Here is a 24,424-nt window from a genome sequence, read left to right on the forward strand (position 1 = left end):
GTTTTAAGTCCTTGTCTTGATTCTTGCCTCTCTTACAACCCCGAATTACTTCTGAACAATTTGATCGCGATAGCCAACAATATCACACCGAATGCTTTGCGCAGAATATGCAGGCCGGTTTTACCAAAAAGTTTCTCCAGCCATTTTACATTTTTGAGCACCAGGTAAACGAACAGGGTATTTACGATTATCCCTACAATGATGTTTTGGGTTTGGTATTGAGATTTTAGGGATAACAGGGTGGTCATGGTACCGGCACCAGCAATTAAGGGGAATGCCAATGGTACAATTGATACTGCTTCGGGCATTTCTTCTTTAAAAAAGTTCACACCCAATATCATTTCCAAAGCGATAATGAAGATCACGATAGAACCTGCTATCGCGAAGGAGGAAATATCCAGCCCAATCACCGCAAGCAGTTCATCGCCGGCAAATAAAAACCCTATCATCAACACCAGCACCGCTATACTTGCCTTTTCCGACTCGATATGCCCCGCCCTTTGGCGCAACTGAATAATTACCGGGATAGCGCCAAGGATATCTATAATGGCGAAAAGGATCATCGTTACAGATAATACCTCTTTAAAGATAAGTGGATGCATAAGCTTAGGATTGTTTTTCTTTTGTAATCAAACGAATACTAAACAAAAGTGCAATTAAAATATATAAAGATGCTAAAAAGAAAACACTATGTATGGAGATGGCTGTAATTAACCCCGCCGTTACAGGCCCAAGGGTTTGCCCTATCGACGCGTACGACTGATTAACGCCCATTACCTCCCCTTTCCCGTCGCCTTCGTTACGGTCGGCTATGATGGCGTTGAGCATGGGGTTACGCAATCCGTTAAACAATCCATAGATGCCTACCGATACTGCAAAGAGCATCAACCCGGTAGCAAACCCAGCCAGTACCATCATGCCCAAACAAAATAATGTGGAGATAAGCAGGATAACCGCTTGCGATGAGATCACCTTTTTAATGGCGGGGACAAGCATCTGCATTAGTATGCCGCTAACGCCAAAGCCCCCGTAAAATAGGCCTATTTGGGTGGGATTAAGTTTAAGTTCATCCACACTGAAGGTTTGGAAACCTATCAGCATGGTAAACTGAGCCATCGTGAGTAAAAACCCGGTGAATATAGCGGTGCCTACAACCGGCATTTTCAATATGGTATAAAGTGATGCAAAGCTGAAGTTAGGTTTCTTAGAGGATGATTGGCCTCCTTTATTCTGGTTGGTTTCTTTTAGGAAAAACAGGGTAAGCAGCACGCCTAAGATGGCTATCCCCGCGGCGAAGAAAAACGGCACCTTCATGCCAAACTTACTCAGCACCCCTCCTATCGCAGGTCCAATCACAAAGCCAAACCCAAATGCCGAGCCCAGGATCCCGAAGTTTTTGGCGCGCTCCTTAGGTGATGAAATGTCTGAAACCATGGCCTGGGCAACCGAGATATTACCGCCCGTTAACCCGTCTAAGATCCGCGCGGCAAAAAGCACGAAGATACTCTCTGCAAAGCCGAACAAGATGAAGGAAGCACAGGTACCAATAAGACTAAATATCAACAACGGCTTACGGCCAAACCTATCAGACAATGAGCCCAAAACCGGCGTGGCAAAAAATTGGGCGATGGAATAAGCCGCTGTAAGCAAGCCTATGGTATGCTCGGTAACGCCAAACTTTTTACCGTACGGGTACAGCAGGGGTATAATAATGCCGAACCCCATAGAGTTTATAATGGCAATAAATACAAGCACCCATAGGATCCGTTTAGAATTCATGTTTACAAAAGGGTTTAAACCAAAAAAGGTTCTGCAATTGCAGAACCTTTTTTAATATGGTAATAATAATATTACTGTTTTTCGAAATCTGAAGCCTTAGGCAATATATCTGCCACGTTACCCAGCTTACTGTGTTTCTTGCTGTAACCAAAGTAAATTATCAAACCGAACACCATCCATACCAAAGCACCCAATTGGGTTTCGTGTGGTAAGCCAACTATCATACCGGCACATACAATAATACCTAAAATAGGCACCAATGGTACAAGCGGGGTTTTGAAAGGCCTTGGCAGATCCGGGTTGGTTTTGCGGAGTAAAATCACGCCCACACACACCAGTATAAATGCGAACAAGGTACCGATTGACGTTAAATCGCCGGCTACGCTACCCGGTATAAATGCCGCAAATGCCCCCACAAACAGGAACAAGATCATGTTGCTTTTGTATGGCGTACGGAATTTTGGGTGAAGGTCTGAAAATACTCTTGGTAATAAACCATCCATTGACATGGTATAAAACACCCTCGACTGGCCCATTAACATCACTAATATAACCGATGAGAAACCGGCAAGGATAGCTATGGTAACCATGGTTGATAACCAACCGTAACCATGCATATAATTAGTGATAGCAAATGCTACAGAAGCCTCTTTACCAGATTTCATAAAATCCGTATAAGGAGCAACACCTGTTAACACCCATGAGAACAGGATGTAAAGGATAGTACAAACCACTAACGAACCCAAGATACCAATTGGCATATCGCGTTTAGGGTTTTTAGCTTCCTGCGCGGCAGTTGATACGGCGTCAAAACCAATAAAGGCGAAGAACACCACACCGGCACCGCTGATGATACCACCCCAACCGTGGTTGAAGAATGGCGCGTATGAATATGATTTACCATCCTGCTGAATGATATCCGGCGCATTAGCCGGGATAAGGTATGGTGTATGGTTAGCAGGGTTAATAAACTGCCAGCCTATAGCGATGAACACCAATACGATGGCCACTTTAATAAATACTATAATACCGTTAACGGTAGCAGATTCCTGTGTGCCTTTTATCAATAACAATGATAATATAACAAGAATCAACAAGGCAGGAAGATTGGCAATACCATGAACCATGTGGCCATCTACAAGTATTTTTTCCATTGGCGAGTGGCACCACTCGTATGGTATCCTGCCCCCGAGGAGCTTGTTGGCATATTCGCTCCAACTTATGGATACCGTTGCCGCACCAAGCGCGTATTCTAATATTAATGCCCAGCCAATTACCCAGGCTACGATTTCGCCCATAGTTGCGTATGCGTAAGTGTACGCGCTACCTGCAATTGGGATAATTGAAGCAAATTCGGCATAACAAAGGCCCGCGAACGCGCAACCAATTGCAGCCACAATAAATGATAAAGTTACCGCCGCACCGGCATGCTCACCGGCAGCTGCAGCTGTACGTACGAACAAACCCGCGCCGATAATTGCACCAATACCCAAGGCGATAAGGCTACCGGCCCCAAGCGTTCGCTTCAGGCTTCCTTCCGCATCAACCGAGTTGGTTAATTGTTCAATAGATTTTTTTACAAATACCTTCATGTTTTAATTTAATAAGATCAGTTATAATAGTCTTGAAATCAGTTTCCCCAAACGTACTTAAATTTTTTGAAAAGTTAAAGTGCAGAATGTAACAAGGGTATAGCTGTTTTTAACAGAATTAAAGCGGGTGAGAGTGAGGTAATTAGTGGTTACTTATATCGAAACAAATTGCTGTTTTGAAAACACTAAGGGCGATGTTTTGTGACTGTAAGTGTTGCTATTTGTAAACATCTTTCCGATGCCCAAGCGTTATGACCTTGATGATCAATTCATCATCAATAATACTGTAGATAATTCGATAGTTTCCAGCCCTTATCCGATAACCCTCCCTACCTGCTAATTTTCTATGCCCGGAAGGTCTTGGATTGTGCCCTAAACCTATAATAGCCTCAAAAATAGGTGCGGCAATATTATCCGGGATTTTATCTAATAATTTTTAGCATTTTTAGATAATACAACAACGTATTCAGGCATTGTCTTTTTTTCTGCTTTTTAGATATTCAGAAAATAATATAGGTTCCCCGGTGTCATCCTTCGCAGCTTCATCAAATAACCTTACGTCTTCCAGTTCTTCCAATTCCTCTATAATTGAATTGAATTCGCTAACGGGTAGCACAACTAATGAATTATCTCCATTACTATCTTTAAGGTATTGCGGATGAACGGTAAGCATAGTCAGTTTGTCTTGTATAACAAATTTAATAATCTAAATCAATATAGACAACCCGGCGTTATCAACCCGGCAATCCCCTCAAAATAAACCAGGGCGTCAACACTACATTATTCAATATCATAGCGATGCCTAAAACCCTATTTAATTTACCACCGGCACGTATCAACATGGTGCCGATAACTATTCCTCCAAACAGCAACATGGCGGCATCAAAGTAAAGCAGGTAATCTGTGGTTGGTGGCTGGATGTCGGATTTAAAAATATCGAAGATATCCGGAAGGTATAGATAGATGTCGTACAGAGAGAGGGCATAAAGGATATAGCGAATTACGGGTTTCTCCATCACCCCTAATATAAACCTTTATCAATTTTAACCGAATATTTTTTATGATATTGTATTACAATTAAAAACAAAATTATGGCTACCAATAATGATATGATGGTGCAAGTTTATGCCGGTAGTTTTACCGATGCATCCGAAGTTCAATTTTTGCTCGAAAACGAGGGCATCGAATCTTTTATCGAAAATGGATTAATGGGAACAATCGCACCCTGGCAAGTATCTGCAGGCGGGGTCGCCCCGGTAAAGGTGATGATATCTGATAAAGACATGGGAAGAGCTCTTGAACTTTTGAAAGATTTTCAGGATCGATAACACAATATAGCCGAAACTATATACCAACAAAAAAAGCCCTCCGATAACTCGAAGGGCTTTCCTATTATTTAACAAATCCTTGTTAGATCTTTTTATCTATGTGAATCTGGTGCACATTCATTGATTGTACTTTCTCTTGTTTCTGCATCATTTTGCTGGTATTATCGGCACTGTTTAAGTGAGGCGCAATAACCAATGATACGATCGACATCAACTTGATCAGGATGTTCATTGACGGGCCTGAAGTATCTTTGAACGGATCACCAACAGTATCGCCCGTAACCGAAGCCTTGTGCGGTTCAGATTTTTTATAGTAGATCTCGCCGTTTATCTCCACACCTTTCTCGAACGATTTTTTAGCGTTATCCCATGCACCACCCGCGTTGCTTTGGAAGATGCCCATTAACACACCAGATACGGTAACACCTGCCAGCAAACCACCCAATACTTCGGGGCCGAATAAAAAACCGATAACGATTGGCGTGATCAAAGCGATCAATCCCGGGGCAACCATCTCACGGATAGATGCCTTGGTAGAGATCTCCACACATTTTTCATATTCGGGGCGTGCCTTGTACTCCATAATGCCGGGGATCTCGCGGAACTGGCGGCGAACTTCTTCTACCATCGCCATTGCCGCGCGGCCTACTGCCGAGATACACAATGCCGAGAAGATGAAAGGGATCATCCCACCAACAAATAAACCTGCCAAAACGTTGGCTTTGTAAATATCGATGTGCTCTATACCGGCAACACCCACAAATGCCGCGAATAAGGCCAGTGAGGTTAACGCCGCCGAAGCGATAGCAAAACCCTTGCCTGTTGCAGCGGTAGTATTACCTACGGCATCTAAATTATCTGTACGGCCACGCACCTCTTCGGGTAAGCGGCTCATTTCGGCAATACCACCCGCGTTATCGGCAATAGGGCCGAACGCGTCGATAGCCAGTTGCATAGCAGTTGTCGCCATCATACCGGCAGCAGCGATGGCCACACCGTATAAACCTGCGAAGAAGTATGAACCATAAATACCGGCCGCCAATACCAGGATAGGTAACACGGTCGATTCCATACCCACAGCTAAACCCGCTATGATGTTGGTAGCATGGCCTGTTGATGATTGCCTGATGATGCTCATCACCGGGCGTTTGCCCATGGCAGTATAATACTCGGTAATGATAGACATTAAAGTACCCACCACTAAACCCACCAGGATAGAACCAAATACGCCGTTCTTTGTAAATACGAGCGAACCTGCTTTTATAGCACCAGAAGCATCTTCGTCACGTATCATGTGGAAACTATCGGCAGGTAACATCCACTGCACCACAAAATAAGTAGCGATAGCTGTTAACAATATCGAAGCCCAGTTACCCAGGTTCAATGCTTTTTGTACGCTATCGGTCTCTTTAGATATTTTAACCAACGATGCGCCAACGATAGAGAATATCAAGCCTAAACCTGCTATCACCATTGGTAACAAGATAGGTGCGATACCACCAAATTTATCATGTGATACGATCTCTCGGCCCAATACCATGGTAGCAAGCATGGTAGCAACGTACGAACCGAAAAGATCGGCGCCCATACCGGCAACATCGCCCACGTTATCGCCCACGTTATCTGCAATAGTTGCAGGGTTACGTACGTCATCCTCCGGGATGCCTGCTTCAACCTTACCTACAAGATCCGCACCTACGTCGGCAGCTTTGGTATATATACCACCACCTACACGCGCGAATAACGCGATAGACTCGGCACCTAACGAGAAACCTGCCAGCACGTCAAGTGCCTTTGCCATAGCCTCGCCGTTAACGCTTTCGCCCTTGCTGGTTACATACATGGTATAAAACACAATGAATAACGAGCCTAAACCTATTATTGCCAAACCGGCAACACCAAGGCCCATAACAGTACCACCTGTAAACGATACCTTTAACGCGTGTGCCAGGCTTGTTTTAGCCGCCTGTGTAGTCCGCACGTTGGATTTTGTTGCGATGCGCATCCCCAAATAGCCAGCAAATGCAGACAGGAAAGCGCCGATAATAAATGAAATAGCGATAACCGGGCTTGATGTAGCTACGGTTGTACCGCTCCAGGCCAACAACATCGCTGCAACAACAACAAAGTAGCCTAATACTTTCCACTCCGCGCGTAAAAAAGCCATTGCCCCATCAGCAATATAACCCGCAAGCTGGTTCATGGAGGCATCGCCTGTTTCCTGTTTGGTTACCCATGCCGATTTGATCGCCATCACCAGGATACCGACAAGGCCAAAAACAGGGATCAGATAAATTAAGTAAGTGTTCAAAAGATCCATATTGTATATTAGTTTATAAGTGTGCAATTTGGTTGGCGCAGGGCGCGTTCATAGTTTGGTAGCCGCAAAATAGTAAATTAATTTCTTTACAATAGCCTGTCAATTTAAAGTTTTTGAATAGTTTAGTACTTTAAACTAGACCCTGATGCCAAACGAGACTTCTCAACCCAAATTAAAACACGAATTAGGCCTGCTTGACGGCACCATGCTGGTAGCAGGTTCCATGATAGGATCCGGGATCTTTATAGTAAGTGCCGATATTACCCGCAACGTAGGCTCGGCGGGCTGGCTGATAGCCGTTTGGCTCATCACCGGTTTCATGACCCTTACCGCGGCCTTAAGCTATGGCGAACTAAGCGCCATGTTCCCAAAGGCAGGCGGCCAGTACATCTACCTGAAAGAATCATACAACAAGCTGATAGCCTTTTTATACGGCTGGAGCTTTTTCGCGGTGATCCAAACCGGGACAATAGCCGCCGTGGGTGTGGCGTTCTCCAAATTTGCGGCATACCTGCTCCCTGTTTTAAGCGAGGATAATATTTTGCTTAACGCGGGCTTTATTAAGATAAGTGCCGCGCAGATCGTATCTATCATATTGATAGTTTTCCTGACCTATATTAATACTAAGGGTGTTAAAGGCGGTAAGATCATCCAAACTACATTTACCCTTACCAAGCTTTTAAGTTTATTCGGGTTGATCATTTTCGGGTTCATCGCCTTTAAAAGCGAGATCTGGAACGCCAACTGGACCAATGCCTGGGATATGCACAAACTGGCTAAAGACGGCACCACAACCGACTATACCATGAGCGCCGCTTTAGGTGCTATCGCGATAGCCATGGTGGGTTCTATTTTCAGCAGCGATGCCTGGAACAACGTAACCTTTATAGCCGGCGAAATGAAGAACCCAAAACGCGATGTGGCGTTGAGCCTGTTCTTCGGAACCATGATCGTTACGCTTATTTATGTATCTGCCAATGTGGTTTATACCGGTGTACTTTCCCTTCATGATATTGTTAATGCTGATAAAGACCGTGTGGCCGTTGCCGCATCTTATGTAATATTTGGCAGCAAGGGCGCGCTGGTTATCGCGGTGATGATCATGATCTCTACCTTCGGTTGTAACAATGGTTTGATCCTTGCGGGTTCACGTGTGTACTACTCTATGGCTAAAGACGGTCTGTTCTTTAAAAGGACAGGTACACTAAATAAAAATGACGTACCCGAATTTGGCCTATGGATCCAGGCGGTTGTAGCTTCGATACTTTGCCTGAGCGGTAAGTACGGCGATTTACTGGATATGATCTCTTTTGTGGTAGTGCTGTTTTACGTGCTTACTATATTCGGGATTTTTATCCTGCGCAAAAAAATGCCTGATGCTGAAAGGCCTTACAAAGCCTTTGGTTACCCTGTGCTCCCTGCCATTTACATTATAATGGGACTGGCATTTTGTACGTTATTAATTATTTACAAGCCGGAATTTACCTGGCCGGGATTGATCATCGTATTGATAGGCATCCCTATTTATTATATATCACAACGCAACGTTACCAATGAGGATAAAACGGACGTGCTTAGTTAGTTTTTTATTTATAGCCAACATTGCAGGCGCGCAAACCCTGCAGCAGAGTATAACAAAGGCATTTGGCCACCTACAGCAGGATAGCCAGTGCCGATACGCATCGGTATCGCTAACGGTACTTGACGCTAAAACGGGCGAACTTGTCTTTGCCGCCAACCCGGATATGGGCCTCGCACCCGGCTCTACATTAAAAACGGTTACCAGTATAACCGCCTTTAATGTTTTGGGGAAGGATTACCAATACCAGACCCAATTAGGCTACACGGGCACTATCAGTGCCGATGGCACCCTTACCGGCGATGTCATTATCAAAGGTAGCGGCGACCCTACCCTGGGCAGCTGGCGCTGGGCTACCACCCGCGAGGGCGTGGTTTTAAACACCATGGTTACCGCCCTTAAAAAAGCGGGAATCAAAAAAATCAACGGAAGGATTATTGGCGATAACGGGGCTTTCAAAAGCCAGGGCATCCCCGATGGATGGATCTGGCAGGACCTGGGGACTTACTACGGCGCAGGCATAGCAGGCCTATGCTGGCGCGAAAACCAGTTTGACATTTTGCTACGCACAGGTGCTGTGGGCAGCACCATCGGCATTGCCGGCACTTACCCCGAAACTAATTATCTGCAATACAAAAGCGAACTAACCAACGGCGCCGCCAAAACCGGCGACCTGGCTTATCCTTACCTGCCCGCTTACGGCAGCAAGGTAATGTACCTGCGCGGCACCTACGCTATAGACCAAACCAAGAAACGCGTGGCCGCCGCCATCCCCGACCCCGCCTACGATGCGGCATTGCGACTGAATGACACTTTAAAACGCATCGGCATTGCCGTAAGTGTTGAGCCAACATCATCTGTAATACTGGCAGATAAGGGAAAAACAGTTGCAACCGCTACACAAAATATCACCACCATCCTATCGCCCGAGTTAAGCAAGATAGTTTACTGGCTTAACCAAAAAAGTGTTAACCTGTATGCCGAGCAGTTATTGGCAACCATCGCGGCAAAAACGGGCAAAGTTGTTTCCACCAACGATGGTGTGGACGCCATGAAGGACTTTTGGCAGCTAAAAGGGATCGACAAACGGTCCATGAATATATTTGACGGCAGCGGCCTTTCTCCCCAGGATAGGATAACCACCTCCGCCATGGCGCACATCCTGCAATCGGCACGCGGCGCGGCCTGGTTTAATGATTTTTACGAGAGCTTGCCCGTATATAACGATATGAAGATGAAAAGCGGCAGCATCAACAGCGTACAAGCCTACGCCGGTTTCCAAACGCATAGCGGCCGCCAGCTTTGTTTCTCTATAATGGTGAACAACTACAATGGCCCAGGCAGCAGCATCAGGGCGAAAATGTTTAAGGTGTTGGATGAGTTGAAGTAAGAGATAGAGTCAAGATATAAGAATCAAGAGACAAGATAAAACCACATTTGTCATTGCGAGCGACAGCGCGGCAATCTCGTCGCATGCATATTAAACGCGACGAGATTACCACATCGATACTATAGAGGTTCAACTCCGCAAGTTTCGGGTTTTACGCTCTATGCTGCCAAAGTACTTTTGTGTTATAATAATCAAACAATGGAAACACAAAACAACATTAACTATGAGCGTATTGCCGGCGCGATAGACTACATCAAACTAAACTTTAAAGCCCAGCCCAACCTGGACGAGGTTGCCGAAAAGGTAAACCTTAGCCCCTTCCACTTTCAACGCATGTTTACGGATTGGGCGGGTATCAGTCCCAAGAAATTCCTGCAATATTTGAGCCTAGATTACGCCAAAGGCATCCTGAAAGAACAACAAGCCACCCTTTTTGACGCCGCTTTTGAAACGGGCCTATCCGGTACCGGCCGCCTGCACGATCTGTTCATCAACATTGAAGGGATGACACCCGCCGAATACAAGAACGGCGGAAAGGCACTATCTATAAACTTTAGCTACGCCGAAACACCGTTCGGGAATATCCTCGTAGCGTCAACTCCAAAAGGTATTTGCCATATGGCTTTCGCCGACGATAAGGACGCGGCTTTTAACGAACTTTACGCGCAGTTTCCAAATGCAAGCTATTACCAGGTGGTAGACCTTGCGCAGCAAAACGCCCTGTTCATATTTAAAAAAGACTGGTCGCAGTTATCAAACATAAAATTACACCTGAAGGGTACGGACTTCCAGTTGAAGGTTTGGGAAGCACTGTTGAAGATCCCGATGGGCGGGTTAAACACTTATTCAACCGTGGCCCATACCGTGCAGATGCCAACCGCCAGCAGGGCCGTTGGGAGTGCAATAGGTGCTAACCCGGTAGCTTTTTTGATCCCCTGCCATAGGGTCATAAAATCTACAGGTGAATTTGGGCAGTACCATTGGGGCAGTACCCGCAAAACAGCCATGATAGGCTGGGAAGCGGCACAACACGAGTTAATAACTGCCATATAATTATGGAATTACAACAAAGAATTGAACAGACAGACTGGGCGCAGGTTACCGAAAGCATGCATGCCAAAGGTTACGCATCCATCCCTAATATATTATCTGCGGATGAATGTGATGCACTGGTAACTCAATACTCAAATGAAGCCGGCTACCGTAAAACGATAGTGATGGAAAACCACGGCTACGGTTTGGGTCAGTACAAATATTACAGTTACCCGCTGCCCGGCGTGGTACAGCAATTAAGGGAAGCAGTCTATCCAAACATCGCCCCCGTCGGCAATAAATGGATGGAGGTCTTAGGAATTGACAATCAGTTCCCGCCAACGTTGAATGAGTTGACAGCCCTTTGTCACCAGGCAGGGCAACTGCGCCCTACCCCGCTGATATTAAAGTACCACAAAGGCGGCTACAACGCTATGCACCAAGATCTGTACGGCGAGGTTTACTTCCCTATGCAACTGGTGGTTTGCCTGAACGAGACGGGGAAAGATTTTGAGGGTGGTGAGTTTGTACTGGTGGAGCAACGGCCAAGGATGCAGTCGAAAGCGATGGTGCTGAACCCAAAGAAAGGCGAGGTGCTGTTATTTACCACCAACTTTAGGCCGGTGATGGGTACCAAAGGCTACTATAGAGTAAATATGAAACACGGTGTAAGCGAAGTATCCAGCGGCGACAGGCACACCCTTGGCATCATTTTCCACGATGCTACATGATAAGGCACATCGAGCTGGGCAAATCTGTTTTTAGTCGTTCGAAAGCCTTAAAATCATTGATTGATGCTGGCAAAATAGGATTGGGAGGCAACCGTAAGTTAAAGATTTATGGTACGCTCCAATGCGCATCGGGCAAGAGGATGAAAGCCGGTAACCGGGTGTTTTTTACGGATGAGCAGGAAGCTAAAGCAAACGGCTACCGCCCCTGTGGGCACTGTATGCGGAAAGTATATCAAAAGTGGAAGGCACTAAACTAATATTAGTTTAGCTTGTCTAACACATAATAATGTCGAACACTGAATTTTAAATGTTGAATATTGAAGGATAAAAAAACCTGATTAGTTCATTATCTAAATTCGATATTCGTTATTACATAACTGCTTATGTCTAAGAAACTCATTATTATTTCATTTATATTATTTGCCGCCGCTACTACTCACGCCCAAACCGCCGATGAGGTTTACAACAAATATCTCGATTTTAACCTACATCGCTTGCAAGGCGAAAATGATGTAGCCCTCACCCTTGGGCAAGACCTGATTCCCAACGTAGATAAGCTAAAGCAAAACGCCCGCGTAAGCTTTTATTACTCGATAGGCAACTTGTTTGAGAACGACGGACAGTCTGTGAAAGCCATCGAATATTATGAAAAGGTTGACGCAGCCGTTCCCAATTATTACGTGGTGCAACGCGCCCTTGGCTATTTATACCTGAAGGATGTAGAAGCCATCACCACAAAACTAAACGCGGCTAAAAGTGACATTAACGAAAATAAACGCCTAACTGCATTATACTCCGCGGCAGCGAAAAAAGCCCTGCCACACCTGGAAAAAGCCCAGGCCTGCGACCCGGACGACGATACTTTATCGCGTATAAAATCACTCTACAAAAACATGAATGATGTGCAAGGCGCAGCCACACTTACCGCGCGGTTAAAGGCACTCTCAAAAAACTGTATAGACCTTTTGGACGATAAATAAACGGTTAAAACATCAGCGCCTTACTCTGTTGCGGGTAAATCAAATTCAGCTGTAATTCATTGGCGGCCTTCAATTCGGCCTTTATCTGAGCGATGCTTTTATAAGGTGGTTTTAGGTGGGTAACTACAACGTTTAATCCTTTTAAAGATGCACCGCTAAGCTTGCTTAATTCTCCCATTTCACCCATCAGTAACCTTGGTGTAAGGTGCCCAAACAAACTTTTATCGGGCTGGCTGTTGGGGAATGAAACCTCTATCATAATAGCCTTTAGCTTGCCGGTCTTTACCAATGGCGCTACAGCTACCCAAAGGTTGTGCAGGTTTCGGCTCTTTTCTATCTCGTCGGCACCGGTATCGCCCAAGTACAATATGTAACTATCCTTGCTCCTCACCAAAAAAGCCGTACTGGTTAAATTTGAATGCGCCAGCGGGAATACCTGCACCTGCATTTCGGTATTTTCAATTGGCGTTTCCACTCCCGGCTCTAACTGTTTGTAATGGTATTTTTTGAGTTGCGGCGCAGCACCGTCATCGGCAAAGTTGGCCCAGCTTTCCCAGGTAAAATAATGGGTTTTGAGGGTTTCAATGGTGCTTTTCAATCCGTAGATATTCTTAACCGTATCATCGGGCGCGTTCATCACCATTCCCGCCAAATGGTCCAAGTGGGCATGCGAAATGAAATATCCTTTGATGTATTTTCTTAAAACCTGTTCTGTGGGCACGGCAAATGCTTTGTTGGCTACCGCTTTGGCTATGCCCGAGTGGATTGTCCCGGCGTCGAGACATATGTAATTGTCGCTGCCTTTGGGTGCCAGCATATAAGCGGATAGGTTGCTTTCATCGGCCCCGCCCAAAACACCTAAAGGCACTATGCGGAACGATGTTTCCGGCTTTACCTGCGCAAAAGCAAACACAGGCAACAGTAAAAATATAAGGAGCGATAGTTTGCGTTGGTTATTCATTACGCCAAATTTACCAATTTTGGCCGCGAATGAAAACAAGCCAGATAGCCGCTAAAGTTGCAACCCGTTTATTTTTCTTTTTGTTGCTGATAGCGATAGTACCATTCCTGCAAGGCGATACCGCTAAATTGGAGCACATTTACTTATCACCCAAACACGCATGGACTTTTGTGTTTCCTATCCTGCTTATATTGGGGTTTATTGCCCTGCTTATTATCTGCTCCATCAAAAAGTTCAGCAAAACAGATCTGAACTGGCTATTAGTTTTGAACACGCTTGTGCTGATGGCTTACGGCATCACCGTTTATATCAGCATTTATAAGTTAATCAGTTAAGTTTTACTCCGTTTTCATTTTTTTCTCTGCCGATTCCTTGTACTCATAATCGCCGCCTAATAAATAGCCCCACGGTTTAAGGCCTTCTATCCTGTCGAATATTATTTTAAAGATAGCTATCACAGGTATCGACAGGAACATGCCCGATAGCCCCCAGATCATTTCGCCAATGATGATGCCGATGAATGATATCAAAGCGTTGAGCCTAACTTTCGAACCTACCACAGCGGGCAGCAAAAAGTTAGCGTCGACAGCGTGGATACCTACCACACTTACGGCAACGGTAAGGGTTTGGCTAATGGTGCCTGTAGCAAACGTTACTATAACGCTTAACAAAAGCGCGGTAAAAATACCGATGTACGGGATGATGTTAAATACGCCGACAATGATGCCCAGCAAGGCAGCGTATTTTATACCGAGAATGTAGAATACTGTAATTGCCATTCCCGATACGATCACCATCTCTATCAGTAAACCAAATATGTACTGGCGCAATATTTTTTGAATGTTCTCTACAATATCAACCACTACCTCTTTATGGTCGTCACTAAAAACCTGGATAACAAAACGGAACAGCAGGCGCCTGTAAAACAATATAAAAAAGGTAAAGATGAGTATAAACACGTAAAACAATAGCAGGGATGATACCGCGCCAAATGTTGTACCTAATACCGCCGTGCCCGATGCCATAATTTTATCGGCGGTGCTGTTTACATAAGTTATTTGTTTGTGGGCATTTATATGAAATGTTTCCTGCACCCAAACTTGTAAGTTACCTATCGACTCTTTCACCTGCGTTTGCAGCATTGGCCAGTCGTTGGCTATGTTTGAGATCTGCGAGCCTATCAGGTATAAGATCCCGCCTACAAAACCCACCAATAACAGTATAGAAATGAACGAGGACGCACTGCGTGGCAAGCGGCATTTTTTTTCGAAAAAGTTAGAAACCGGAAGAAGTAACACCGCGAACAGGAAACCGAAGATCATAGGATCGAGTATCTCTTTACCGGCAACAACAACGTATCCCAATATGCAAACCCCTATCAGGATAAGGGCCAGGCGTTCGTAAAAGGGGGCAATTAGTCTTTTTGTGGGCATACAGGGAATTTATTTGTAGTGGTGAACGTACAGGGGTTTTATATGTTTTTATCCGCTTGTATAAATGTGCAATTAATTAATTGTTATTTGTGTCGATAAGATATTTGTGGCAATAAAAAATTGCTTACAGGTAAAATAATTCTGTTATTTTAGAGGTTTAAAACCACACCTTATCTAACACAGATGTATTTCCTCCAGTTTAAAATATCCACCCGTTGGGTAGCTTTTGTCTTTTCTTTTTTATTCATCACCATTTGTTCAACAGTTAATGCCCAACGCCGTACCCAGGGTATAAATGGAGATGGCGATATGCTTGGCGGCAGTAGCTACAACAGCGGCGGCTATGTGATACAGGACGGTTGGGCTATGGCTATAAGCGGCGGTTACGAATCACCGCAGGGCGATCTGAAGGAAATCTATAAAGGCTCTAAAGTATTTGGCGCATCCGTTAGGCGTAGAATGGGCAATGTACTTTATTCCGGCACTATCGATTACCGCTCTTATAAGCCTAAGCAAAGCACCTTTACCTATACGGAAGATGATGTAAATTATTACACAGCATCCTACAGTAATTACAGCGGCTTGGGCGTTTATCTTGGTATAGCCTACGAATTGCCAATTAGCGGTTTGGTAAGTATTTATGGCGGTGCAGATGCCGGCTTTGTGTTCACTAAGTTTGAGATGACTGCGGGCGACGGCACGTCAACATTCCTATCCGCATCGGCAAGTGAAAAGGCGACTTACATCGCCCTAAAGGCAGGGTTCAACATTTTTTTAAGCGAAAACATTAGCCTGGGTTTAGAAGCTAAATATAGCCTTGGCGCTGTTGGCGCTAACTATAATTCGAGAGAAGGCGGCTCAATTTCTCCGGGCTTTCATACGTTTGCGGGCAACTTATTTTTGATCTACCGGTTTTAAATATTGCCGCAGGTAAATCACAGCTTTTGTAGCAATTCAAAATTTATTACCTTCACCCTCTCGAAAACTCATACTAAATCATGAAACTACTTGAAGGAAAAACCGCGCTTATTACAGGTGCATCAAAAGGTATAGGCCGCAAAATTGCAGAGAAATTTGCTGAGCATGGCGCTAACGTTGCCTTTACATATTTATCGTCTGTTGAAAAGGGCCAGGCGCTTGAGCAGGAACTGCAAAGCTTTGGCACCCAGGTAAAAGGCTACCGCAGCGATGCCTCTAAATTTGACGAAGCCGAAAAACTGATCAACGATATTGTTGCCGATTTTGGCGCTTTAGATATAGTGGTGAACAACGCCGGGATCACTAAAGATGGCCTGCTGATGCGCATGACCGAAGAACAATGGGACGACGTGTTGAACGTTAACCTAAAATCGATCTTCAACGTTACCAAGGCCGCTTCAAAAATTATGATGAAAGCCCGTAAAGGCGTTTTTATCAACATGAGCTCGGTTGTGGGTGTGCAGGGTAATGCAGGCCAGGCCAACTACGCTGCTTCTAAGGCAGGTATTATCGGCTTCTCAAAATCGATCGCTAAAGAATTAGGATCTCGTAACATCCGTACCAACGTGGTGGCACCGGGCTTTATCCGCACGGAAATGACCGAAGTGCTTGACCCTAAAGTAGTTGAAGGATGGACAGCGGCAATCCCCCTGAAACGCGCCGGCGAGCCCGAAGATGTGGCTAACACCTGCGTATTCCTGGCATCAGATATGGCAGCATACATCACCGGGCAGGTTATTCCTGTTGATGGCGGGATGTTGTAGTAAAGACTTTTTTTATCCTCTAAAAACCAAAAGGCTTGTATGTAGATAATACATAGAAGCCTTTTTATTTTACCAAAACCGGTTAATAAATATACCTTTAAATAAAAAACATGAAACAACTTTACCTATTTATGAGCATTTGCTTATTGTTTTTAACCGGCTTAACAACCGTTAAGGCGCAAGAGAACTACCTGCCAGGCTCTGTTATGTTAAATGACGGAACCAAAATTGCCGGAAGCATTGCTCTGTATGAAAACGCGCCTTGGTTAAACCAACGATTTATTTGGTTCAAAGATTCAACCTCTACAGCAAAACCCAAAAAATATAAAGTAGGTGATATTAAAGCCTACCAGGTGAGCGATCGGGCTTTCGAAAAAGTGCATTATGTTGATATAGAGAACATCCAATTCAAAACTTTGGGTTCTAATGATCATTTGATGGAAAAGATTTCGTCAGGGAAAATAAACTCTTTTAAATTTTATTCCTATCCGGAAGAGATAGAAGTTTATGTGAATTTATCATCGGCAGAAGTTGCTGAAAAAACCCAACAAAAAACAGACGCGTTGTTAAGGGGATACAAAATTCTTAGTAGTAAGGATGGCGACAAGCTACGTAATGCCTTCGATTACGACCTACAGAAATATTTTCAAGATACGCCCGCTATACTGGATAAATACAAAAAGGGGGAATATGGCAATGAACCTATTGTAAAAATGGGCCTTGGTGCAAGGATGATGGCAATGGCCCGAAAAGCAGCTTTTAAACCCAAGGAAGCAGACGCAATTGCAGTAGCATTTAACGAATACAACAACGTTAATTCGGCAAAATAATCCTTCTTAATAGCGGGATGTTATAATTTCAAGTAAAAAAACAATATGTGTTGGTGGCAGCATTTTGTCAGTAGCATTAAAAATACAAATCACTGATTATTAATTAATTGCAAATAATAATTTGTGTTCACGGCCGTGAACGTGAACATTTAGGCAACCCAAGGCATATAAATTAACAAATAAGGCAAGCAATAAGCTTGCCTTATTTGTTATAACGGCATGTCCATCACTTCCATCTCCCAAACCATCCTAACCATGGCAACTGAACGCGGCGCGGACAAAACCGTATGCCCGAGTGAAATTGCGCGTGAGCTGTTCCCCAAAAATTGGCGTAAGCATATGCAGGAGGTTAGGGATGCGGCAATTACATTGCAGAAAGATGGGAAAGTAACCATTACCCAAAAAGGCCTGCAGGTGGATGTTGACAGTATTAAAGGGCCCATCCGCATAAAAATTAATTAAACCGTTCCACAATATTTTCGCATTTTGCGGGTATGGATGTTATGCACTTTAACACAAATTTCACAACTCATCCGGCACTAAACCAATGTCGCTAACCTGGGGATCGGTTTCGGGGTGGTGGGTGCCTGCGTGCATCATATTAGGCTTACTTTATGCCTGGCTGATGTATCGCAAACCCGTGCAATTGATTAACAGCATGCGTTATGCATTGTCCGCGTTCAGGGCTTTGGTGGTCAGCTTTTTAGCGCTGCTTATCGTTTCGCCATTGGTACGCACTACCAGTTACCTGCCGCAAAAACCGGTTGTGCTTATCGCGCAGGATAATTCGGAATCAATAAAATTATTTGGCAAAGGCTCCCACTCCCTCAGAGAGGGCTGGGGAGAAGCTCTCAAAAAGCAACTCGGCTCAGAATACGAGGTCCACGAGTTTCATTTTGATAAGGAACTTAAAGACAGCCTGTCGACTAAATACAACGGGCGCCAAACCGATATATCAAATGCCTTGCACCAACTGAACGAACGTTTTGTGAACCGCAACGTTGGCGCGCTGGTATTAGCTACCGATGGCCTGTACAACTTAGGGGCAGACCCGCAATATGAAGCGCGTAACTTCAAAACCAACATTTATACGATCGCCCTGGGCGATACCATTCCCCGCCGCGATCTGCTCATCAGCAATGTCAGCTACAATAAAACGGCTTTTCTGGGGAATGATTTTGAGGTAGAGATCATGGCCGAGGCTTACCAAAGTGCAGGCGAACAAATGCGTTTGAGCATTAAGCAGGATGGCAGGCAGGTGTATTCGCAAAACGTTGCCATTACCTCGGCGGCGTTTAAAAAAATTATCCCGATAAAATTGAATGCCGATAAAAAAGGTGTCCGTAAGTTCACCATTAACCTGGCACCTGTTAAAAATGAGCTATCGGTACAAAACAATACCGAAACTATTTATATAGACGTGCTGGATGCCCGCCAAAAGATCCTGTTACTTTATGACGGCCCCCACCCCGATCTCGCCGTGATTAAACAAGGCATCGAAAGCAATAAAAACTTCGGGGTAAAAACAAGCCTGGTTAGCGACATGGGTTCGATTAATCTGCCAGATTATAGCATGGCTATCCTTTACCAATTATCTGCCGCAAGCTATAGTAAACTGCAAACCCTGCTGCAAAGTAAAACGCCGCTTTGGCACGTAGCGGGTACGCAAATAAACCTTTCGGCATTTAATGCCGCACAAAAAGTGGTGAAGGTAAACTCTGCCAGTCAGGAACTGCAGGAAGTGTTTGCGCAGCCAGTTAGCACATTCTCCGCATTTACTTTGACGGACTCTACCCAAAATAAACTGGGCAAGTTACCACCCTTGATTGCCGCTTTTGGCAATTATGAGGCTTCCGGCACATCTGCTGTATTGCTGAAACAAAAGATAGGCAATGTGGAAACCGCTTATCCCCTGCTCGCCTTTAGTGTTGAGGGTGGGCGCAAATCTGCCGTGCTTACCGGCGAGGGGATCTGGCGCTGGCAACTGGCTGAGTACCGCGAGTATGGCAACCACCATGCGGTTGAGGAACTGCTGAGCCAAACCGTGCAATACCTTACCGCCGATGCTAACCGCCAGCGCTTTAGGGTGTACACCTCTAAAAATGTTTTCGATGAGGGCGAGAACGTGATGCTGAATGCCGAATTATACAACGACGCGCTGGAACTGATCAACACACCCGATGTTAAGATAAACCTGAAGAGCCAGTCGGGAAAAAAATACAGTTTCCTGTTCACGCGCAACGGGCAAAGCTACCAGTTAAACGCGGGCACATTGCCGGTTGGCGAATACACTTACACAGCCACCACAAACAACGGCAAGCAGGCGTTCACAGCCAACGGCCAGTTGACCGTAAAACAGTTGAATTTAGAATCGCGGCAAAGTGCGGCAAATCACGGGTTGCTTCGTAGTATGGCGGTGCAGTCGGGTGGGCGAATGCTGCTGCCATCGCAACTCAATAAACTTGCCGACCTTATCCGCAAAAACGAAAACGTTAAAACCGTTGTTTATGAAGACAAACGCTACAGCGACTTGATAGACGTAAAATGGGTTTTCGTGCTGATACTGTTACTGCTTAGCGCCGAATGGTTCTTGAGGAAACGCGAGGGGGAGATTTAGTGAGTTGTTGTCACCCCAAATGTTATTTGATTCTACCTCTATGAACCATCAACTATGAACCATCATCTAAAAAAACTATCTTCGCTACCATGTCGCCCAACGAAGCTAAAGACCAGATAAAGGCCCTTACTGCCGAGCTAAAACAGCACACCTACAACTATTATGTGCTGGCTATGCCCACGATTACCGATTTCGATTTCGACCAAAAACTTGAGCAGCTAAGTAAGCTGGAAAAACAATTCCCCGAGTTTTTGGACCCCGAATCGCCCACGCAGGTGGTTGGTGGCGATATAACCAAGGAGTTTGTAACAGTGAAACACCGCTGGCCCATGCTTTCGTTAGGGAATACCTATAACGAACAGGAACTGGTAGATTTTGATCAGCGCATCCGTAAGGCCATTGGCGATAATTTTGAGTATGTATGCGAGTTGAAGTTCGACGGCCTATCTATGAGCCTTACTTACGAGAACGGCAAACTTGCCCGCGCCGTAACCCGTGGCGATGGCACACAGGGCGACGAGGTAACCACTAACGTGCGCACCATCCATAGCATCCCCAAGAAACTGGAGGCGGGCACCTACCCCGGGTTATTCGAGATCCGTGGCGAGGTGTTTATGCACCTTAAGGCGTTTGAAAGGTTGAATAAAGAACGCGTTGACAATGGAGAAGTGCCGTATGCCAATCCCCGTAATTTTGCATCGGGCACCATGAAACTGCAGGACTCGGCAGAGGTAGCGCGCCGCCCGCTTGATTGTTTCTTATACGGTTTATATACCGAAAAAACATTGTTTAAAACCCATTGGGAAAGCCTGGAAGCTGTAAAAAGCTGGGGCTTCCATGTAGATAACCACAGCCGTTTGGTGAGCGACATTAGCGGTGTGTTGAAGTTTATTAACCACTGGGATACCGCCCGGCATGAGTTAAGTTATGATATCGACGGCATTGTTGTCAAAATAAACAACTACTCCCAGCAACAGGAACTTGGCTTTACCGCTAAATCGCCACGTTGGGCTATCTCCTATAAATTTAAAGCAGAACGTGTAGAGACCCAACTATTGGCGGTTACCTATCAGGTTGGCCGCACAGGCGCGGTAACCCCGGTTGCTAATTTAAAGCCCGTACTGCTGGCAGGCACAACCGTAAAACGAGCAACCCTGCACAACGCCGACGAGATAACAGAACGCCTTAAACTGCACGAGCACGATACGGTTTACGTTGAAAAGGGCGGTGAAATCATCCCCAAGATCATCAGCGTAAATTTAGATAAACGCCAGCCCAGCGCTAAAGCTATCGAATACATTACCCACTGCCCGGCTTGCGACACCAAGCTATTACGCGCCGAAGGCGAAGCCGCATGGTATTGCCCTAACGACGAGGGTTGCCCGCCGCAAATAATGGGTAAAATGCAGCATTATATTGGCCGAAAGGCCCTGAATATCGACGGGCTTGGCGACGAAACTATCGAAACCCTTTACCGCCAGGAATTCATCAGGCACATCAGCGATATTTATCATTTGTTTGAACGTGCCGACGACCTTAAAAAGCTTGGCCGTTTTGGCGAGAAATCCATCAATAATATGTTGGATGGGATCGAGAAATCGAAACAGCAACCATTCGAAAAAGTATTGTTTGGCCTGGGAATCCGCTACGTTGGCGAAACCGTTGCCAAGAAGCTGGTGGCGCATTTCAAAACCATCGATAACCTTATGGCTGCCACCGCCGAGGAACTGACCGCTGCCGAGGAAATTGGCGGCCGCATAGCCGAAAGCATCACCGAATATTTTGCGGATGAACAGCATCGCGAGGAAATTAAAAAGTTAAGGACAAGTGGCCTGCAATTTGTAGCCGAAGAAAAAGAGGTGAACCTGGCCAGTGAAAAATTTAGCGGGCAAAGTTTTATTATTTCGGGCGTGTTTGAAAAATACTCGCGCGATGAGTTGAAGGATATCATCGAGCAAAACGGCGGAAAGATCTTAAGCAGTATTTCTGCCAAGCTGAATTACCTGGTCGCCGGTGAGAATATGGGGCCTGCCAAACTGGAGAAAGCCAATAAACTGAATATACCTATCATCAGCGATGAAGAATTGCTGGCAATGTTAAGCTAACTATACATGACTAAAATCAATTGGGGAATCATAGGCTGCGGCGCCGTAACCGAAAAAAAGAGCGGACAAGCCTATAACAAAATAGCCGATAGCAAACTGGTTGCCGTAATGCGCCGCGATGCCGCAAAGGCTGCCGATTACGCCCTACGCCATAACGTGGACAAATGGTACAGCGATGCCGATGACTTGATGAACGACCCGGAGGTAAATGCCGTATCGATAGCTACGCCGCCTGCCTCGCATTTGGAATACGCCCTGCGTGCTATTAAAAAAGGGTTGAACATTTACGTAGAGAAACCCGTTACCCGCAACGCGCAGGAAGCACTGGATATGGCCGATGCTGTCCGCGAAAGTGGCGCGAAACTAACCGTAGCGCATTATCGTAGAGCTTTGCCTATGTTTTTGCATGTGAAGAGTTTGATTGATAGCAATGCTATTGGCGATATCCGTACGGTACAGATTCGTATGTGGAAATATCAAAACCCAAACCCACTGGCCGATGCAAACAACTGGCGTTTACAACCCGAATTTTCTGGTGGTGGTTACTTTCACGATCTTGCGCCCCACCAGCTCGACCTGATGCTATACTACTTTGGTGAACCGGCATCTTCAACAGGTTATAGTTTAAACCAAGGTGGCTTTAGCCCGGCCGTTGACCATGTTTGCGGGCAGATCGTTTTCAAAAACAAGGTGGTGGTTAATGGTTCTTGGTGTTTTAACGTGTCCCCGGAGGAGGCGGTTGATATCTGCGAGATCATCGGAACAAAAGGAAAAATAACCTTCCCATTTTTTGGTACGTTTGTTACCCTGAAGAACGAGCAGGGCGAGGAAACAATAAACTTTACCCATCCCGAGCATATCCAGCAACCGATGATCACCAAAATTGTATCATACTTCAAAGGCGAATGCCCAAACCCGTGCACAATTGACGAAGCGGTAGTTTTAATGAAAGTAATGGATTCGTTCACCATCTCTCAAAAATTAGAATTATCTTAGCATCAGCTTAATAAAATGAAAAATATTTTAAGGACTGCTTTACTGCTAACATTATTCATCAGCACAAAGGCCTTTGCCCAAAACTTTGAAGTACCTAAAGATTATCATTTTACTAAACCCGAAGACTACGTTAAGTATGAAGCCGACGTTGTAAAAACTGCCGACTGGATGATGCGTACCCACTGGGGCACGGAAGCCGCTAAAACCGAAACTGCCAACCAGTTTATTCTGCAATGGGCGGAAGGCACACCTGATGTGGTTATTGAGTTGAAACAAGCCATCATGGACCTATCGGACACCAATCCTCAACTTGGGTTTATCTACATGGCGCAATTCTCAAAATACGCCATTCAACACAAGCAGGACTTTGATAAAACACACGCAAATGTAGCTGCTTTAAGGGCTATTATCAGTAAATACAACGCAGAACCCAAACACAGGCGCGATAACGATGTAGAGAAGCTGATACAAATGGATAAAGAAAACCGGCTGGAGAGTTGGATCAATAGCGAGTTTTCGTTCCAATAAAAAAGCCTGATTTCCGGAGGTTTTTTTTACTGATCTTTCTTTTTAGGCACTTTAGCACCTTCCTTACGTGCCTCAGATAAACCTATTGCAACCGCTTGCTTTTTGCTGGTAACTTTTTTACCGGTGCCGCTTTTTAGCTTACCTTCTTTCATTTCGTGCATGGTTTCCTCAACCTTTTCACTTGCCTTTGCAGAATATTTTGCCATGGTAGTATGTATTAAGTTTGTACTTTTTTATAGCAAAGTGTTTGCCAGGTATTTTCGAAGCAGAGGGCGGAGATTCGGCCCCATCCTTACAACTTTAATTTACGTCGCATTATTTGTTATTTCTTTTATCTTCTATTATTCTTTCTCCTGCTTTTCTATTATTCTCTCTTGCTTTTTCTACCGCTTCTTCTTTTACTCTCTCTTCTACTTCTTCTTTACTCCTTTTCTGCTACTTCTTTTACTCCTTCTTCTACTTCTCCTTTTACTCCTTCTTC

At 45.1% G+C, this 24,424-nt stretch carries 26 protein-coding genes; 16 read left to right on the forward strand and 10 right to left on the reverse strand.

Annotated elements, in window-relative coordinates; all coding sequences use genetic code 11:
• Window positions 1–32: 32 nt before the first annotated feature.
• From ACVW0P_RS18000 to ACVW0P_RS18025, 6 genes are all read right to left on the reverse strand, one after another.
• Window positions 33–602, reverse strand: coding sequence for a MarC family protein (locus ACVW0P_RS18000; protein ID WP_354429214.1), 570 nt, complete (start codon window positions 600–602; stop codon window positions 33–35).
• Between the two features lie 4 nt (window positions 603–606).
• Entirely contained in the window at window positions 607–1,779 is a 1,173-nt protein-coding gene (locus ACVW0P_RS18005) for an MFS transporter (protein WP_457133291.1), read from the reverse strand.
• Window positions 1,780–1,850: 71 nt separating this feature from the next.
• Window positions 1,851–3,371, reverse strand: coding sequence for an amino acid permease (locus tag ACVW0P_RS18010; protein WP_354429211.1), 1,521 nt, complete (start codon window positions 3,369–3,371; stop codon window positions 1,851–1,853).
• Between the two features lie 217 nt (window positions 3,372–3,588).
• Window positions 3,589–3,792, reverse strand: coding sequence for a type II toxin-antitoxin system RelE family toxin (locus ACVW0P_RS18015; RefSeq protein ID WP_457133335.1), 204 nt, complete (start codon window positions 3,790–3,792; stop codon window positions 3,589–3,591).
• Window positions 3,793–3,837: 45 nt separating this feature from the next.
• Window positions 3,838–4,044, reverse strand: a complete 207-nt coding sequence (locus ACVW0P_RS18020) for a hypothetical protein (protein WP_457133292.1) — start codon at window positions 4,042–4,044, stop codon at window positions 3,838–3,840.
• A gap of 61 nt (window positions 4,045–4,105) precedes the next feature.
• Window positions 4,106–4,387, reverse strand: a complete 282-nt coding sequence (locus tag ACVW0P_RS18025) for a hypothetical protein (protein WP_457133293.1) — start codon at window positions 4,385–4,387, stop codon at window positions 4,106–4,108.
• Window positions 4,388–4,462: 75 nt separating this feature from the next.
• Between ACVW0P_RS18025 and ACVW0P_RS18030 the strand changes: the two genes are divergently transcribed.
• Complete coding sequence (locus ACVW0P_RS18030; RefSeq protein ID WP_457133294.1) at window positions 4,463–4,699, forward strand: putative signal transducing protein; 237 nt, start codon at window positions 4,463–4,465, stop codon at window positions 4,697–4,699.
• An 82-nt stretch (window positions 4,700–4,781) separates the two neighbouring features.
• Here the strand turns inward: ACVW0P_RS18030 and ACVW0P_RS18035 are convergent, their stop codons facing one another.
• A complete protein-coding gene (locus ACVW0P_RS18035; protein WP_457133295.1) occupies window positions 4,782–7,019 on the reverse strand; it encodes a sodium-translocating pyrophosphatase in 2,238 nt (745 codons plus the stop codon).
• Window positions 7,020–7,164: 145 nt separating this feature from the next.
• Between ACVW0P_RS18035 and ACVW0P_RS18040 the strand changes: the two genes are divergently transcribed.
• From ACVW0P_RS18040 to ACVW0P_RS18065, 6 genes are all read left to right on the forward strand, one after another.
• On the forward strand, window positions 7,165–8,601 hold the full coding sequence (locus ACVW0P_RS18040) for an APC family permease (RefSeq protein ID WP_457133296.1): 1,437 nt from the start codon (window positions 7,165–7,167) through the stop codon (window positions 8,599–8,601).
• Entirely contained in the window at window positions 8,573–9,988 is a 1,416-nt protein-coding gene (gene dacB / locus ACVW0P_RS18045; protein WP_457133297.1) for a D-alanyl-D-alanine carboxypeptidase/D-alanyl-D-alanine endopeptidase, read from the forward strand. The genes ACVW0P_RS18040 and dacB overlap by 29 nt, the downstream gene beginning before the upstream one ends.
• A 198-nt stretch (window positions 9,989–10,186) precedes the next feature.
• Complete coding sequence (locus ACVW0P_RS18050) at window positions 10,187–11,041, forward strand: bifunctional helix-turn-helix domain-containing protein/methylated-DNA--[protein]-cysteine S-methyltransferase (RefSeq protein ID WP_457133298.1); 855 nt, start codon at window positions 10,187–10,189, stop codon at window positions 11,039–11,041.
• Between the two features lie 2 nt (window positions 11,042–11,043).
• Window positions 11,044–11,751 (forward strand): 2OG-Fe(II) oxygenase, encoded by a 708-nt coding sequence (locus tag ACVW0P_RS18055; RefSeq protein WP_457133299.1) that lies wholly within the window; start codon window positions 11,044–11,046, stop codon window positions 11,749–11,751.
• Entirely contained in the window at window positions 11,748–12,008 is a 261-nt protein-coding gene (locus ACVW0P_RS18060; protein ID WP_457133300.1) for an Ada metal-binding domain-containing protein, read from the forward strand. The genes ACVW0P_RS18055 and ACVW0P_RS18060 overlap by 4 nt, the downstream gene beginning before the upstream one ends.
• A gap of 126 nt (window positions 12,009–12,134) precedes the next feature.
• Window positions 12,135–12,731 (forward strand): tetratricopeptide repeat protein, encoded by a 597-nt coding sequence (locus ACVW0P_RS18065; protein WP_457133301.1) that lies wholly within the window; start codon window positions 12,135–12,137, stop codon window positions 12,729–12,731.
• 4 nt (window positions 12,732–12,735) lie between these two features.
• On the opposite strand, the gene ACVW0P_RS18070 is transcribed toward ACVW0P_RS18065, so the two are convergent.
• Window positions 12,736–13,692, reverse strand: coding sequence for an MBL fold metallo-hydrolase (locus ACVW0P_RS18070; protein WP_457133302.1), 957 nt, complete (start codon window positions 13,690–13,692; stop codon window positions 12,736–12,738).
• Between the two features lie 29 nt (window positions 13,693–13,721).
• Between ACVW0P_RS18070 and ACVW0P_RS18075 the strand changes: the two genes are divergently transcribed.
• Window positions 13,722–14,027 (forward strand): hypothetical protein, encoded by a 306-nt coding sequence (locus tag ACVW0P_RS18075; protein ID WP_457133303.1) that lies wholly within the window; start codon window positions 13,722–13,724, stop codon window positions 14,025–14,027.
• A 3-nt stretch (window positions 14,028–14,030) separates the two neighbouring features.
• Here ACVW0P_RS18075 and ACVW0P_RS18080 read toward each other — a convergent pair whose 3' ends face one another.
• Window positions 14,031–15,125 carry an AI-2E family transporter gene (locus ACVW0P_RS18080; RefSeq protein WP_457133304.1) on the reverse strand — a complete coding sequence of 365 codons (1,095 nt, stop codon included), beginning with the start codon at window positions 15,123–15,125 and terminating at the stop codon, window positions 14,031–14,033.
• 183 nt (window positions 15,126–15,308) lie between these two features.
• Here ACVW0P_RS18080 and ACVW0P_RS18085 point away from each other — a divergent pair, with 183 nt between their 5' ends.
• The 8 genes from ACVW0P_RS18085 (at window position 15,309) to ACVW0P_RS18120 (ending at window position 23,943) form a co-directional block, all read left to right on the forward strand.
• A complete protein-coding gene (locus ACVW0P_RS18085; protein WP_457133305.1) occupies window positions 15,309–16,043 on the forward strand; it encodes an outer membrane beta-barrel protein in 735 nt (244 codons plus the stop codon).
• A gap of 80 nt (window positions 16,044–16,123) precedes the next feature.
• Window positions 16,124–16,867 carry a 3-oxoacyl-[acyl-carrier-protein] reductase gene (gene fabG / locus ACVW0P_RS18090; protein ID WP_457133306.1) on the forward strand — a complete coding sequence of 248 codons (744 nt, stop codon included), beginning with the start codon at window positions 16,124–16,126 and terminating at the stop codon, window positions 16,865–16,867.
• Between the two features lie 110 nt (window positions 16,868–16,977).
• A complete protein-coding gene (locus ACVW0P_RS18095; protein WP_457133307.1) occupies window positions 16,978–17,697 on the forward strand; it encodes a hypothetical protein in 720 nt (239 codons plus the stop codon).
• Window positions 17,698–17,916: 219 nt separating this feature from the next.
• The gene (locus ACVW0P_RS18100) at window positions 17,917–18,159 is read left to right on the forward strand and encodes a DUF3253 domain-containing protein (protein WP_457133308.1); all 243 of its coding nucleotides are present in this window, start codon (window positions 17,917–17,919) and stop codon (window positions 18,157–18,159) included.
• Between the two features lie 85 nt (window positions 18,160–18,244).
• Window positions 18,245–20,314: a hypothetical protein gene (locus ACVW0P_RS18105; RefSeq protein WP_457133309.1), complete on the forward strand. Its 2,070-nt coding sequence runs from the start codon at window positions 18,245–18,247 to the stop codon at window positions 20,312–20,314.
• Between the two features lie 89 nt (window positions 20,315–20,403).
• Entirely contained in the window at window positions 20,404–22,419 is a 2,016-nt protein-coding gene (ligA, locus tag ACVW0P_RS18110) for an NAD-dependent DNA ligase LigA (protein ID WP_457133310.1), read from the forward strand.
• Window positions 22,420–22,425: 6 nt separating this feature from the next.
• Window positions 22,426–23,415 (forward strand): Gfo/Idh/MocA family protein, encoded by a 990-nt coding sequence (locus tag ACVW0P_RS18115; RefSeq protein ID WP_457133311.1) that lies wholly within the window; start codon window positions 22,426–22,428, stop codon window positions 23,413–23,415.
• Between the two features lie 15 nt (window positions 23,416–23,430).
• Window positions 23,431–23,943 carry a hypothetical protein gene (locus tag ACVW0P_RS18120; protein ID WP_457133312.1) on the forward strand — a complete coding sequence of 171 codons (513 nt, stop codon included), beginning with the start codon at window positions 23,431–23,433 and terminating at the stop codon, window positions 23,941–23,943.
• A 26-nt stretch (window positions 23,944–23,969) separates the two neighbouring features.
• Here the strand turns inward: ACVW0P_RS18120 and ACVW0P_RS18125 are convergent, their stop codons facing one another.
• Entirely contained in the window at window positions 23,970–24,149 is a 180-nt protein-coding gene (locus ACVW0P_RS18125; RefSeq protein ID WP_457133313.1) for a DUF6496 domain-containing protein, read from the reverse strand.
• Window positions 24,150–24,424: the final 275 nt, after the last annotated feature.

The sequence above is a fragment of the Mucilaginibacter sp. UYNi724 genome (genome assembly GCF_054057495.1).

Coding starts and splice junctions, on each gene's coding strand:
- ACVW0P_RS18000 (WP_354429214.1), bottom strand. CDS start 602: ATGCATCCACTTATCTTTAAAGAGGTATTATCTGTAACGATGATCCTT.
- ACVW0P_RS18005 (WP_457133291.1), bottom strand. CDS start 1,779: ATGAATTCTAAACGGATCCTATGGGTGCTTGTATTTATTGCCATTATA.
- ACVW0P_RS18010 (WP_354429211.1), bottom strand. CDS start 3,371: ATGAAGGTATTTGTAAAAAAATCTATTGAACAATTAACCAACTCGGTT.
- ACVW0P_RS18020 (WP_457133292.1), bottom strand. CDS start 4,044: ATGCTTACCGTTCATCCGCAATACCTTAAAGATAGTAATGGAGATAAT.
- ACVW0P_RS18025 (WP_457133293.1), bottom strand. CDS start 4,387: ATGGAGAAACCCGTAATTCGCTATATCCTTTATGCCCTCTCTCTGTAC.
- ACVW0P_RS18030 (WP_457133294.1), top strand. CDS start 4,463: ATGGCTACCAATAATGATATGATGGTGCAAGTTTATGCCGGTAGTTTT.
- ACVW0P_RS18035 (WP_457133295.1), bottom strand. CDS start 7,019: ATGGATCTTTTGAACACTTACTTAATTTATCTGATCCCTGTTTTTGGC.
- ACVW0P_RS18040 (WP_457133296.1), top strand. CDS start 7,165: ATGCCAAACGAGACTTCTCAACCCAAATTAAAACACGAATTAGGCCTG.
- dacB (WP_457133297.1), top strand. CDS start 8,573: ATGAGGATAAAACGGACGTGCTTAGTTAGTTTTTTATTTATAGCCAAC.
- ACVW0P_RS18050 (WP_457133298.1), top strand. CDS start 10,187: ATGGAAACACAAAACAACATTAACTATGAGCGTATTGCCGGCGCGATA.
- ACVW0P_RS18055 (WP_457133299.1), top strand. CDS start 11,044: ATGGAATTACAACAAAGAATTGAACAGACAGACTGGGCGCAGGTTACC.
- ACVW0P_RS18060 (WP_457133300.1), top strand. CDS start 11,748: ATGATAAGGCACATCGAGCTGGGCAAATCTGTTTTTAGTCGTTCGAAA.
- ACVW0P_RS18065 (WP_457133301.1), top strand. CDS start 12,135: ATGTCTAAGAAACTCATTATTATTTCATTTATATTATTTGCCGCCGCT.
- ACVW0P_RS18070 (WP_457133302.1), bottom strand. CDS start 13,692: ATGAATAACCAACGCAAACTATCGCTCCTTATATTTTTACTGTTGCCT.
- ACVW0P_RS18075 (WP_457133303.1), top strand. CDS start 13,722: ATGAAAACAAGCCAGATAGCCGCTAAAGTTGCAACCCGTTTATTTTTC.
- ACVW0P_RS18080 (WP_457133304.1), bottom strand. CDS start 15,125: ATGCCCACAAAAAGACTAATTGCCCCCTTTTACGAACGCCTGGCCCTT.
- ACVW0P_RS18085 (WP_457133305.1), top strand. CDS start 15,309: ATGTATTTCCTCCAGTTTAAAATATCCACCCGTTGGGTAGCTTTTGTC.
- fabG (WP_457133306.1), top strand. CDS start 16,124: ATGAAACTACTTGAAGGAAAAACCGCGCTTATTACAGGTGCATCAAAA.
- ACVW0P_RS18095 (WP_457133307.1), top strand. CDS start 16,978: ATGAAACAACTTTACCTATTTATGAGCATTTGCTTATTGTTTTTAACC.
- ACVW0P_RS18100 (WP_457133308.1), top strand. CDS start 17,917: ATGTCCATCACTTCCATCTCCCAAACCATCCTAACCATGGCAACTGAA.
- ACVW0P_RS18105 (WP_457133309.1), top strand. CDS start 18,245: ATGTCGCTAACCTGGGGATCGGTTTCGGGGTGGTGGGTGCCTGCGTGC.
- ligA (WP_457133310.1), top strand. CDS start 20,404: ATGTCGCCCAACGAAGCTAAAGACCAGATAAAGGCCCTTACTGCCGAG.
- ACVW0P_RS18115 (WP_457133311.1), top strand. CDS start 22,426: ATGACTAAAATCAATTGGGGAATCATAGGCTGCGGCGCCGTAACCGAA.
- ACVW0P_RS18120 (WP_457133312.1), top strand. CDS start 23,431: ATGAAAAATATTTTAAGGACTGCTTTACTGCTAACATTATTCATCAGC.
- ACVW0P_RS18125 (WP_457133313.1), bottom strand. CDS start 24,149: ATGGCAAAATATTCTGCAAAGGCAAGTGAAAAGGTTGAGGAAACCATG.